9 protein-coding genes and 1 pseudogene are annotated in these 12,779 nt (G+C 45.3%); 7 read left to right on the top strand and 3 right to left on the bottom strand.

All coding sequences use genetic code 11. The features are described from left to right. Positions 1-5: 5 nt before the first annotated feature. Positions 6-536 (top strand): hypothetical protein, encoded by a 531-nt coding sequence (locus ACY652_RS06300; protein ID WP_462267187.1) that lies wholly within the window; start codon positions 6-8, stop codon positions 534-536. 652 nt (positions 537-1,188) lie between these two features. On the opposite strand, the gene ACY652_RS06305 is transcribed toward ACY652_RS06300, so the two are convergent. Both ACY652_RS06305 and ACY652_RS06310 read right to left on the bottom strand, forming a co-directional pair. Beyond that, complete coding sequence (locus tag ACY652_RS06305) at positions 1,189-1,485, bottom strand: hypothetical protein (protein WP_462267188.1); 297 nt, start codon at positions 1,483-1,485, stop codon at positions 1,189-1,191. A 334-nt stretch (positions 1,486-1,819) separates the two neighbouring features. Beyond that, positions 1,820-2,584: a metallophosphoesterase family protein gene (locus ACY652_RS06310; RefSeq protein ID WP_462267189.1), complete on the bottom strand. Its 765-nt coding sequence runs from the start codon at positions 2,582-2,584 to the stop codon at positions 1,820-1,822. A 267-nt stretch (positions 2,585-2,851) separates the two neighbouring features. Between ACY652_RS06310 and ACY652_RS06315 the strand changes: the two genes are divergently transcribed. Next, on the top strand, positions 2,852-3,430 hold the full coding sequence (locus ACY652_RS06315; protein WP_462267190.1) for a YdeI/OmpD-associated family protein: 579 nt from the start codon (positions 2,852-2,854) through the stop codon (positions 3,428-3,430). A gap of 460 nt (positions 3,431-3,890) precedes the next feature. On the opposite strand, the pseudogene ACY652_RS06320 reads toward ACY652_RS06315, so the two are convergent. Continuing rightward, positions 3,891-4,490: pseudogene (locus tag ACY652_RS06320) on the bottom strand (transposase). Between the two features lie 193 nt (positions 4,491-4,683). On the opposite strand from ACY652_RS06320, the gene ACY652_RS06325 reads away from it, so the two are divergent. From ACY652_RS06325 to ACY652_RS06345, 5 genes are all read left to right on the top strand, one after another. Beyond that, positions 4,684-5,268, top strand: coding sequence for an RNA polymerase sigma-70 factor (locus tag ACY652_RS06325; protein WP_462267191.1), 585 nt, complete (start codon positions 4,684-4,686; stop codon positions 5,266-5,268). Positions 5,269-5,371: 103 nt separating this feature from the next. Next, entirely contained in the window at positions 5,372-6,331 is a 960-nt protein-coding gene (locus tag ACY652_RS06330) for a FecR family protein (RefSeq protein ID WP_462267192.1), read from the top strand. A 276-nt stretch (positions 6,332-6,607) separates the two neighbouring features. After that, positions 6,608-9,940: a TonB-dependent receptor gene (locus ACY652_RS06335; protein WP_462267193.1), complete on the top strand. Its 3,333-nt coding sequence runs from the start codon at positions 6,608-6,610 to the stop codon at positions 9,938-9,940. 10 nt (positions 9,941-9,950) lie between these two features. After that, positions 9,951-11,588, top strand: a complete 1,638-nt coding sequence (locus tag ACY652_RS06340; RefSeq protein ID WP_462267194.1) for a RagB/SusD family nutrient uptake outer membrane protein — start codon at positions 9,951-9,953, stop codon at positions 11,586-11,588. Between the two features lie 34 nt (positions 11,589-11,622). Next, positions 11,623-12,765, top strand: coding sequence for a SusE domain-containing protein (locus ACY652_RS06345; protein WP_462267195.1), 1,143 nt, complete (start codon positions 11,623-11,625; stop codon positions 12,763-12,765). The last annotated feature ends 14 nt before the right edge of the window (positions 12,766-12,779 follow it).

A 12,779-nucleotide genomic window follows, 5' to 3' on the forward strand; every position in this document is an offset into this window, starting at 1 on the left:
AAGCCATGAAAAAAATATTTATAATTCTTGTTATGATGCTGTCTGCCGCTGCTAGCCAAGCTCAGGTAAACGTATTATTGGATGGTCTTGTCAGTATACAATTGCCTGCTGGTGCGCAAAAGATTACTTCAACAGAGGCTATTCCCTTTGTCATAAGTAAACTTAATAGTGACAAAGTCGACTTGAACACGTTCAACACTTTCAAAAAAAAATATCTGTACTTAACCGGAAATGTACTAGTTGATTTGAGTACTGGCAATAAGTCTGTTAAGCCTAATCATCTTGAAGCTCTAAAAAGAGGATTGGATGAGATGCATAGGGGGGATTTGAATTATTCCTCTGTTCTGCAAGCTGACGACAATAAATCAGTATTGGTTTATAAATATATTGCTGGTGATATACAGCGTCTTTACTTTATTTCCTTTGACACCCAAAATGCAAAATCTATTGGTGGAAGTACAGAATGCAATGTGGTCGATGCTACTGAGGGCAAAAGGGTATTTGACATGATTGTAAAGAGCTTGAAGTTTCAGTAGTTTATCCTAAGAGGTTAGTATGAATGGTGCTTATTAAGATGTTCTCATTCTGCCGGTGCAAATTTGCAATTAGTGCTTTTCCAAGAACACTAGTTGCAAACTTGCACCGGCGAAACGTACATCTTAAAAGTTATTAATAGCATATTCACTTCTCCCCCTTCGTCACAACATAACAATTTCATAACACCGGCATCATCCTGTCATTACACGGGCCGGGGCAAAATTTTTCGGCATCGAGCAAAAGTAAAACAGATTTTAAACCCTTATCTTTGGTAAGTGCCACCGGGGCATTAGCCGCTACAATTAATTTTCTTGGTAAAGATTCAGGCGCCTGTCAAACCGATGGTTCAGGCAACCGGCACTGCTATTATTTTCCGTTCCGATAGTTAATTGATTTGCAGGATAGGCAAGCTATCCTGCATCTTTAAATCAGCTTATGAACAGTAACGCTGCCGAAGGAGAAGCCGCCGCTCATGAAGGGCTTAAAACCGCACTACCTTTGTTATTACACACGGAATAGTATGCAAAAGATATAGCTGAAAAAATTACAGCAGGCTGGCCATAGCTATAAATGGCAACAGGAGCGAATACTTTTGCCAGGTAAAACAATTCAGAATTACTACAGGAAAACAGGATGCCTGCTGCTATATCATTAAGCAGTAACTGCGGCTTTCTTTTTACGCAGGCTAACGGGCTTTACGGCTTCAGGCGCAGGCTCAATTGTGATAACCGGTTGCTCAGCCATCAGTTTAGCGGCAACGGTTCTTTTCGACAGCTTTTTGGCTAATTGCTTTGCCCCCTTGTTGATCTGTTTTTCCAGATCATCCACGTTCTGCCCTTCTATCTTTCCGATCACTTCTTTCAAGCTGTTAACAAGGCTTAGCTTAATGTCTTCGCGGATCAGCTTACGGGCGGATTTAGCCAGCTTTTTGAGTTCTTGTTTTTTCATATATAACAATATAACCCAAATATATGTAAACCCTGTATGAATTTGATATTATATTTATGTTAACAACAGCCTGACGCTTAACATACCCAGTATAGTAATCCTTGCTGCATTAGCAGCACTTATAAATAATATAGCCGATATTACTACTGTCAGTTACCATAGGGCAATTTATATCACCCACAGGCAGCCCTACTTAAAGGTAGTTCATATACTGCTCATTAAAGCTGCCATCTGCATACAAATCAATCAGGCCGTAGCCTGGTGCGGTTTCCCGGCGGTTGCCCTGCCACCAGGCGCCGCTTACAGCGCCGTTGCACAGGTAGGTAACATTGTTTTATACCAGCTTTTCGCGCAGATGGATATGCCCGCTCAGGCATAGTTTTACATTGGGGTATCGGTAAAACAGGCGGACAATCTTTGATACATCAGTATGCATATCCCCGCCCAGCATTACCCACTTGTTTACCACATCATCGTCAATCAGGTTAGTGGCCGTTAATATCGGGATGTGCGACATCACCAGAACCGGCATACGGGCATCAGTTTGCTTCAGCTCATTTTCCAGCCAGGTAAATTGCTCATCACCCAGCTTACCGATGTACCAGGTACCGTCCACATCCAGGTGCACACTATCCAGCACGATGAATTTCCATCCGCCACCCATAAAGCTGTAATAAGGCCGGGTTAACTGCAACCGGTGCATGGCATACTGCTTGCCATACAGGGCCTGGCCCTTATCGTTTTCATTCCACCAGATGTCGTGGTTACCCAGGCAATAATGCACAGGCAGCCGGCAGTCGGCCTGCATCGTATCCTGCACCAGCTTCCACTGGTTATCTATGGCGGAGAGGCTTTCCTTGTTCATGTCAAACACCACATCGCCGCCGTTAAGTATAAAATCAACCCGGGGCGTTTGGCCTTGCAGGTGATGCAGGCATTTTACAAATTTACCAGGGGCGCCCAAATCATTTTTTAAGTGCACATCTGTAATGTGGGCAATACGTAAAACCGGCTTCGCAGGGGCTGTGGCGTATACCGGCAGCAAGGCCGGCGCCGCCAGTGCAGCGCCTATCCCTTTTAATACAGAACGTCTTTTCATAGGTATTGCGTTTTGGCTTTGTACCCGTTATGCTTAATCAGCCCGAAACTTTTTACAGCAGCTACGGCAAAAGCGCAGGTATAAAGATGCGCATAGCGCCGATAAATTAAAAGCGGCCGGCAAAAGATAACAATTTGATCATCTGCCTGCTGGTACAGCACCTTTACACTTTATGTAATTATCCGTCAGAAGTAAATCGGCAAGCAGTTAATAACAATTTAACCGCTTATGTATAACTTTAGGCCAACCTCAATATAAACCAGTAACATGAACCCCCAGGTAGATTTTTTCTTTGCAAAAGCCAAAACATGGCAGCCGGAAATGGAAAAGTTAAGAAAGGTTGCCCTTAGCTGCGGCCTCACGGAAGAATTAAAGTGGGGGCAGCCCTGCTATACGCTTCAGGGTAGTAATATAGTGCTGATACATGGCTTTAAAGCCTATTGTGCGCTGCTGTTTTTTAAAGGCGCTTTGTTAAAAGATGCTGGCGGCCTGCTCATTCAGCAAACAGCAAACGTACAGGCGGCCCGCCAGCTCCGGTTTACCGGCTTACAGCAGATTGATGCACAGGAAACCCTGATTAAAACCTATATCCAGGAAGCTATAGACATAGAAAAGGCAGGTTTAAAGGTAGCGCTCAAAGACCACAGTCAGCTTGTACCCACGGATGAGTTGCAAAGGAAGTTTGCTGAACACCCGGCCCTGCAAGCTGCATTTGCCGCACTAACGCCGGGGCGGCAGAGGGCCTACCATCTTTACTTTTCTCAACCCAAACAGGCTAAAACCCGCGAGGCAAGGATTGAGAAATGTATGCCGCGAATACTCAGCGGCAAAGGACTAAACGATTAACCGGCTGCTGAAAGATGATTCAACTCCCGGCTATTGTAGCGGCAGTACGCCAACCTGATTAATTGTAATCCACCCCCTATGCAAAATTGGCATCCATAGTTACAAGGTGCAATAATTATAACGAAAGTGCGGCGGCGCAACCAAAACTGTTAACACCATTATTTAAATACGGGGCAGGCAAGAGGCAATTAGTGCCTAAGGTAAGTCTGAAAAACAAAAACCCCTTGTAAGTTACTCACTTACAAGGGTATATAATTTTTTTGCAGCGCAGGAGAATACGACTGTATTTATAACCTACTTGCTTTCAATATTTTATGGTGGCTAAGAATTCGTACCCACCGAATCGATCACCAATACTTTATTGCGATTTGATTGCAAATCTGAATGACTAAAGATAGCGATTTATTTCGAATGGACAACGCAGAGCGGCTAATTAATATTAGCTTAACGTGAGTTCGGTTTAAGCAGCTAACAGCAATTGCTCGTCATCGGTTTGAAAGACGATGTTGAGGGAAGGCTTTTCAGGGAAGAAATGATAAGCGCAGAGCGCGCCCATCAGGTTCATCAAAAAGTTGTTCACCGAGCGGTGGCGGGTATGCTGCAGCTTAAAGCCATAAAACCAGCCCAGCGAGCGCTGCCCTCTACCAGCTACCCCGTCAAAGACTTTATGGCTGTGGATGCGCCTGTTGCGGCGGACCCTCAAGTGTGTGGAATCGGTGAAGTTGATGCCACGGGACTGGCCCGGGCTACGGATTTCAAAAACAGCATCATCGGCACAGCCACTCTTTGCTGCAACTCCATGAAACGGTTATAAGAGACCAAACCGGGAAAGCAGTCTTTGTAATAGGGGCAGATATAACCCAGGTAAAAGTGCTTCAAAATGCCCGCTGTGAAAAGCAATGAGAATGGTGATGAGCCCACTGTTACAAAGGGCGGCCTTTCTGTTCCGTACCTGATAATGGCCTGCATCCAGCCGGTGATTAGCTATCCCCAAATCAAATTCTTTGCAAAAGTCGTCCACTTTAACGAAAGTCTCTTTGATTTTATCAGGAGTAAGCATAGGATGCCATAGTTTAAATTTGACACTTAAAGATAAATGTATTCTTAAGTGCTTCCAACGATATGTTTCTCCATCTGTTTTCATAAAAAACACAATCGCCCGGTACTATCTAAAATACCCAATTATTTCATTTTAATAAAATTAGTTGTACCTATGTATTACCAATTATTAACACTGATTTTATCTCTGCTTAATGCCAGCCACATCTGTTGCTTATTTATGGCCTGACAACCAGTTATTATCTATGCTACAGCAGGATAATGGCAGTGCGTTTGAACTGATATACAAGCAGTATGCAGCAAAATTATATGCCAAGGCTTATCATTTACTGCGCAACCGGGAAGCAAGCGAAGACATTATACAGGAGCTGTTTACCGAACTTTGGTTGAAACGGCATCAATTGCACATCAGTAACTTACAGGCATACCTGAAAACGGCCACCCGCAACCGGGTACTAATGTACATGCGCCGGAATAAAGTGAGCCTGAGCGATGAAGTGATTGATCTGTTGGCTGAAAAGTACAGCCATGCCGACAGCCGCCTACTGCAAAAGGATTTAGCTGAGGCGCTTGAAGTTAACGTAGCCCGGCTGCCCGAAAAGTGTCGCCAGATATTCAGCTTAAGCCGCATGCAGCAATTATCCAACAGAGAGATTGCCGACCTGCTGCATATCGCCCCAAAAACAGTAGAGAACCAAATTACTATAGCGCTACGCTATCTGCGTGCCGGACTGAGTGATTTTTTGCCGCTCATCATTTTAGCCTTATTATACAGCTAAGCTCAGCTACCTTTCCTTTTTCATTTTCTTAAAATAATTGATAAAATTTTCATGCCCGTTTTGGGGGGTACTGTATTTTTTTGCATCCTGTATATAATTACGCATGAAGAAATTTTTTAAGAAGCCTAAACCTTATCATAATTCTGCTTCCGACCGGAAGGCAGAAAGAGACCTTGTTCGCCAGTACTTTGATAATACTAACCTTAATACGCCTGCAGATACCGGCACTGATGCATTCGACGAACAGGGTATCTATAACCGGATTACCGAGCAAATTGAACATGCCGGATTACGTAAGGTGGTACGCCGCAAACGCTGGCTAACTGCGGCTGCGGTTACCGGCTTCTTAATTACCGCAGGTGGTATTGCCATGTATAGCAGCCGTGTTGCAGTAACTGTGGTGAACAGCAAAGAAACTATGGCCGCCAACGGGCAGGTAACCCAGGTTACGCTGGCCGATGGTACACAGGTTTGGCTGAATAGCGGCAGTAAACTTAAATATCCTGAGACGTTTACAGGAGCAAAGCGGGAAGTGAATTTAGTAGGTGAAGCTTTTTTTGAGGTAAAGCATGATAATGCCCATCCGTTCATTGTGCATTCCGGTAAGCTCACTACACAAGTATTAGGTACGAGTTTTAATGTAAAAGCCTACAGCGCCGACCCGGTAATGAAGGTAGAGGTAGTAACCGGCAAAGTAGGCGTAATGAGGTATCCAGCTGTTAAAGGCGCTCAAGCCCTGTTGCTCACACCAAACCAGGAGGCCGTATACAATACAGCAAAAGGCACTTTTTATAAAGACGGGTTTGCTGATGCCGCCCTGCTGAGTAGCTGGAAAGACGGAAAACTGGTATTTAAAAACCAGTTGCTTCCTGAAGTAACCAATGCACTGCAGCGCCGTTTTAACATTAGCCTGGCGGCCGATGCCAACCTGCAGCATTGCACCATATCTGCTGATTTTACCGGGGTTGCACTGCCCGATATACTTACAGTGCTGGCCCGGTTGGTTAAAGGCAAGGTCACCAAAACACCAACGGCCTACCAACTGCATGGTAAGGGGTGCTAAAGCAAAAACATAAACCTGTTACTGCATATAACCAATTAATAACAAATAACCCGATTATGAAAAGTATCATCAGCCTTAAAAAAATAAGAATTTAAACAAAAAACCCTATTCAAGGGAGTTGAATAGGGCACCAAAAAGATGAGTTTTAATGAAGTATCAGGAATCAAGAGGTCCAATTCTATACACCCGATCTTCAATTGCTAACCCTTTTAATTATTCAAATCTATGAATATATCTCTATTTTATGATGGAGTGCTTCGCTACGTTTTCAAATTCATGAAATATACCACCCTTGTCTTTTTCGTAATTTGTTGCTTATGCTTCACTGCCATAGCCAGCAGCTCGTATGGGCAAAAATTTCTGGAAAGCAACGCCCGTATTAAGCTGAAAAGTGTTACCCTGGCCGAAGCACTTGAGCAAATAGCAGCCGGACAGCGCATAAAATTTGCCTATTCTGATGTGGTAATCAGGCAAACTGAGAAAATCACCCAAACCTTTAATAATAAACCTGTACAGGAAATACTGCAGGAACTGCTGACCCCAAGGCAGCTCACCTACAAAGTAGTTAATGATGTAGTAGTAATTGAAGCAGCCCCGGTAACACTGGTACCCGCTGCCACAGAGCAGCAAAGTACAGTACGCGGGGTTGTTACCGACAATAACAATGAGCCCCTGCCCGGCGTAACGGTGCGGGTAAAAAGTACATCTATCGGTGTGGTTACCAATGCCCGGGGTGCGTTTAGTATTGCCGCAGCACCAGATGCAGTGCTTACCTTCTCTTTTATTGGCTTTACCACGCAAGAAGTTGCAGTAGGCGGCCGTACTGCCATAAATGTTAAACTGCTTGAACAGCGCAACGACCTGAACGAGGTAGTAGTAGTAGGGTACGGAACCCAGCGCCGTGCCAATGTAATTGGCGCGGTGGACCAGGTTAGGGCCGAGTCTATACAGGGTAAACCATCGGTTAACCTGAGCCAGGCCCTGCAAGGCGAGTCGCCAAGCTTGATTATTCAGCAAAGCAGCGCAGAACCAGGCGCTATACCCAACATTAATGTTCGGGGTGTAGGTTCCATCAATGGTAATTCACCTTTATTGGTAATTGACGGAATCACAAGCAGTGATTTGGGCCAGTTGAATTTGCTGAACCCGCAGGATATCGAAAGTGTATCGATATTGAAAGATGCAGGGAGCGCCGCTATTTATGGTTCGCGTTCGGCCAGTGGGGTAATCTTAATCACCACCAAAAAGGGTAAAAACAATGCGCCTACTACTGTTACGTATAACGGGCAGGGCGGTATACAGGTACCACACGTAGGCTACAAGCCGGTAAAAGGATACGAGAACGCCATCCTGCGCAATGAATCACTGGCAAATTCAGGACTGGCTCCTGCTTTCAGCCCGGCCACCATCCGTGATTTCTCGCAGCAGAATAATGAATGGTTTTTAGATGCCATCCTGAAAAACGCTGTACTGCAAACGCATAACCTGTCGCTTTCTGGTGGCAATGCCACTACCTCTTATTTGGTTTCGGCCGGTGTAACTGATCAGCGCAGTAATTTGGTAGGGCCCGATTACGGACTTCGCCGCTATAACTATCGCATGAACCTAAATACGCAATATGGTAAACTTAAGTTAACCAGCATCTTGTCTTACGCACGTACAGAAAGAAAAGAACACTCTTTTAACACCGGTACCCTGATTGTGGATGCAGGCAGAACGCCTACCTACTACGCCATTCAGGATGCACAAGGCAATTACCTCACCAATGATGTACTTTCCGAATTTAACCCGCTGGGCATCCTGCAAAATGGCGGTTACCGCAAAGCCGATGATGATAACGTTTTTGGTAACCTGAATGCAGAATTAGCCGTTACCAAGGATTTTAAGGTTAAAGGTGTATTTGGCGGTACCCTATTATCCAACCATACCTTTGGACGAGTAATTCAGGTAAACTTTTTACCTAAAGGCACTTACGGGGCAGATCGTAACACCAACGATGACAATGTAAAGAACCTGTTCCTGAATACACAGTTTCTGGCGCAATACACCAAAACATTTAATTCGGCACACAATGTGGATGTACTGGTAGGTATAGCGAATGAATCTACTACCAATCGCGCCAACTACCTGCGGTTAAGACTTACTGATCCTGAACTGGGCACGCCCACCGGCGGTACTATATTTGATCAGTCTTCTTCGCCTACCAACAGTAATACCACAGAAATCAGCCTGAACTCTTTATTTGGTCGGGCAAGCTATAACTTCAAGAATAAGTATTATGGCGAGTTTGATTTCAGGGTAGATGCTTCTTCAAACTTTTCCAAAGACAACCGGAACGCCTTCTTCCCATCTGTATCTGCAGGGTACCGCATCACTGAAGAGGATTTCATGCGTAACTACCGTGACAAGGTAGGCGACCTGAAGCTGAAAGCCTCTTACGGTATATTGGGTAATCAGAATGTGCGGCCATACCAATATCAAACCAATATTTTCCCCACAACAGGTACTTATAGCTTTAACAATACAGTAGTAGGCGGTGCTGGTATTACTTTCGCTAATCCCGATATCCGCTGGGAACGGGCTGCCACTTTTAACGCCGGTATTGAGGCAAGCTTCTTAAAGAATGCACTTACGGTTACGTTTGATTACTTCAACAAAACCACGCGCGATATTCTGCAACAGCCGGCTGCACCGGGTGTGTTTGGTACCAATGGCGCAACGGCCGACTTCAACTCAGCTGAAGTGCAGAACCGTGGTTGGGAGTTAAACCTGAGTTACCGTGTGAATGGCCGTAATTTCAAACATTCGTTTGCTTTCAACCTGGGCGATACCAAAAACAAAATTTTGTCGCTGGTAAATGGTGAAGAAATCAGATCGTATGATGAAATGCAGCTGATCAATCGCGTAGGATTGCCCATAGGTTCTTATGTAGGTTTAAAGCGCGACGGTTATTTTCAAAACATCGATGAGTTGGCCAGTGGCCCTAAGCCCGTTGGTATTAATGTGGTACCCGGCGATAACCGCTATGTGGATGTAAACGGCGATGGCGTAATTAATGATAACGACCGTTTTATATTAGGCAATGGCTTTCCGCGCCTTACTTTTGGGTTTACTTACAACCTGAACTACAAGCAGTTTGACCTGAACCTGTTTCTGCAGGGCGTAGGCCGCCGCAGTATGTTTGTACGCGGCGAGCAGGTTGAGCCTTTCCACTTTGGTTATTCGCAGGTAATTTACGAACATCAGCTGGATTTTTGGACACCGCAGAACACTGATGCCCGCTACCCGCGCCTGGCCGTTAATGGCAGTCAGTCTAACGAAAACAACTTTAGAAGAGGTTCAGATATGTATCTGTACAACGCTGCTTACCTGCGGGTGAAGAATGTGCAGATTGGCTATACCCTGCCTGCAGGCGTTGCAAAAACTATTGGCATGAAAAAAGTGAGGGCTTATCTGTCTGGTCAAAATCTGCTGACTTTTTCACAGATGAACTTCCTTGACCCCGAATCCAGCGAGTTTAACACTAATGTGCAGACCGGCGGCGCCAATAGCGGCCGCTCTTACCCTGTACCTATTTATTATGGATTTGGTATTGACATTACATTATAATCCTGATACTATGCGAAAGATAAAATATATAAATAAAGCCCTGCTTTTTGCAGCGCTGATATTTACCGTACCTGCTTGTAAAAAGCTTGATCTGGTACCTACAAACACGTTCACTGATGTAAGTTACTGGACCACTACAGATAAGGCTGTTAACTTCCTGAATACCGGCTATGGCCAGCTGTACCGCAACGATTATTTCTTTTATAACGAAGGTGCATCAGACAATGCCTACAATGGCCGTGGCGACCAAAACGGTGTGGCCTCATTAGCGGCAGGCACCTATGATGCTTCACTGGGCCGTATTAAGGAAGAATGGAATTTTCATTATGCAGGTATCAAAACCAGCAACATTTTTTTAGAGAATGTAGACCGGGTACCCGGCATGGATGCCACCCTGAATGCGCGTTTAAAGGCTGAAGCCCGTGTGCTCCGCGCATTTCATTACTTCCAGCTGGAAACCTGGTTTGGTGATGTGCCGCTGATTCAGCAGGATATCACTTTGGATGATTCCAGAACAGTAGCACGTACCCCTAAAGCAGATGTAGTAAATTACATTTTAAAAGAGCTGGACGAAGCCGCCGCCGCATTACCGGTAAACACCGCATACGCCGCTGCCGACAGAGGGCGCATCACCAAAGGTGCTGCCATTGCCCTTAAGGCACGTGTTTTATTGTATGAGAACCGTTGGGCGGAGGTTGCTGCTACCTGCGAACAGGTGATGAGCGGCGCCAATGGCACTTACAGCCTGTTCCCTTCTTATCAGGGCCTGTTTTTACCACAGAACGAAAACAACAGCGAAGTAATACTGGACCTGGAGTTTGCACCGGCAGCTGCAGGCAACAGAAACTACAATACCCTGTTTGATCTGGTTCCCCTTTCGGTAGGCGCCAGGCTAAATGCCCTCGCTCCTACGCAGGAGCTGGTGGATAACTACCTGATGCTGAACGGCCGCAGAATCGGTGAAAATGGTTCAGGATATGACGAAAACAACCCCTATGTTAACCGCGACCCGCGCCTGACCGGCACGGTAGTTTATCACCTGTACCAATGGCTTAAACCGGATAATACAACGCAAACCATTTATACCAAACCGGGTACTGACCCTAACCCGGCCAAACCGGATGAATATGCACCGGGCGCCATCAGCTCACCCACCGGCTATTATGTGCGTAAGTATTATGATCCTACTTCGGCTACTAACTTTCAGTCGGGCCTTAATCTGATACTGATACGTTATGCCGATGTGCTGCTGATGTATGCCGAGGCTAAAAATGAGCTGGGTCAGATGGATGGTTCTGTTTGGAACAACACCATAAGGGCGCTGCGCAGCCGTGCCGGTTTCACTACCGATATAGCACTTAACTTTCCGGGAGGCGGCACTACCGCACTGCGTGATATAGTGCGCAACGAACGCCGCAGTGAACTGGCCATGGAGGGTTTGCGGGTATTTGACATCCGCCGCTGGCGCACTGCCGAAACTGTACTGAACGGATGGACACACGGCGCTAAATTCGGCCCGGCTTCAGTAGACAATGGATATATCAGGGCCAATCTGCGCTCATTTGATAAGAACCGCGCTTACCTGTGGCCTGTCCCTCGCGATGAGCGTGCTTTAAACCCCAATCTTACACAAAACCCGGGCTGGTAATTACAATTATTAATCACAATCAAAAATATTAGAAATGAAAAATTCATTTTTCTGCTTCATAACATTTATAGCAGCGCTGCTTACTATAGCGGGCTGTAAAAGGGAAAACCCTTTAGCATTGGATAAAACACAGGTAACGCCGGTAAGTAACCTGTTTGCTCCTGAAAATAATAAATTTGTTCAAATCACCTCTGGCTCAACAGGCTCGGTTGTATTTGAATGGGAACAATCTCGTGCTGATGATAATGGCGTAGTACTGTACGAAATTTTATTTGACAAGGCCGATGGTGATTTTTCGAAACCGCTATACTCCGCCACTTCTGACAATAACGGCTTGCTGAACAGGTTTACCGTTTCTTATACTGATTTAAACAAAATTGCTGCAAATGCTGGGGTAAAATCTTTAGAATCACGCAAATTCAAATGGGCAGTACGCTCATCAAGGGGTATTAACGTGCAAACACCAATTCAATTCCGCATTATTGAAATACAGCGTCCTGAAGGTATTGAGGCACCGCCAGATTTATACATTACCGGCAGTGCTACTGAAGGCGGAGAAGATTTAAGTAAAGCTTTACGTTTAAAACAGACTGAGCCGGGTAAATTTGAAGTATATACTTCTCTGAAAGCGGGTACATACCACTTTGTAAACCGCAATACAGGTACACCGACCACCTATTCAAACAATGGTACAAAACTTACCGAGAGCGGTACTACTACGGTAACCGGTGCTACGCAGGTAGTAAAGCTTGAACTTAACTTTAATAATGCCAGCTTCATCCAAACACAAATTGTAGCTGTAGGCCTGTGGTTTGCCCCAGACAACAAAGTGTGGTATGACCTGCCTTATGTATCTGGCGGCGTATGGCAGATCAATAATGCATCTGTAGTGTTCAAGCAGGAATCTTTTGGCCGCGATGAGCGTTATAAATTCCGCTTTACGCTGAAAGATGCTGCCGGAGCTACCAGTACCCAGTTTTATGGCAGCACCAAAGGCGATAATAACCGCGCTGATGCTACCACGCCTCCATCTTATTTCTACCTGGTACCGGTTAGCAGCGCACAGTATGATAACAGCTTTAAATTTGCCAGTGCTGCCGATAATAAAACAGCAGACATCAGGGTAGATTTTAGCGCTACGGCAACGGCTTATACCCATTCGGTAACAGTTAAATAACCAGCATTGCATTA

This window comes from Mucilaginibacter sp., assembly GCF_965200995.1.
Lineage (GTDB): Bacteria > Bacteroidota > Bacteroidia > Sphingobacteriales > Sphingobacteriaceae > Mucilaginibacter.

Bases quoted from the DNA above. Each gene is read 5' to 3' on its own strand.
- ACY652_RS06300 (WP_462267187.1), top strand. From the start codon at position 6: ATGAAAAAAATATTTATAATTCTTGTTATGATGCTGTCTGCCGCTGCT.
- ACY652_RS06305 (WP_462267188.1), bottom strand. From the start codon at position 1,485: ATGAAAAAACAAGAACTCAAAAAGCTGGCTAAATCCGCCCGTAAGCTG.
- ACY652_RS06310 (WP_462267189.1), bottom strand. From the start codon at position 2,584: ATGAAAAGACGTTCTGTATTAAAAGGGATAGGCGCTGCACTGGCGGCG.
- ACY652_RS06315 (WP_462267190.1), top strand. From the start codon at position 2,852: ATGAACCCCCAGGTAGATTTTTTCTTTGCAAAAGCCAAAACATGGCAG.
- ACY652_RS06325 (WP_462267191.1), top strand. From the start codon at position 4,684: ATGCCAGCCACATCTGTTGCTTATTTATGGCCTGACAACCAGTTATTA.
- ACY652_RS06330 (WP_462267192.1), top strand. From the start codon at position 5,372: ATGAAGAAATTTTTTAAGAAGCCTAAACCTTATCATAATTCTGCTTCC.
- ACY652_RS06335 (WP_462267193.1), top strand. From the start codon at position 6,608: ATGAAATATACCACCCTTGTCTTTTTCGTAATTTGTTGCTTATGCTTC.
- ACY652_RS06340 (WP_462267194.1), top strand. From the start codon at position 9,951: ATGCGAAAGATAAAATATATAAATAAAGCCCTGCTTTTTGCAGCGCTG.
- ACY652_RS06345 (WP_462267195.1), top strand. From the start codon at position 11,623: ATGAAAAATTCATTTTTCTGCTTCATAACATTTATAGCAGCGCTGCTT.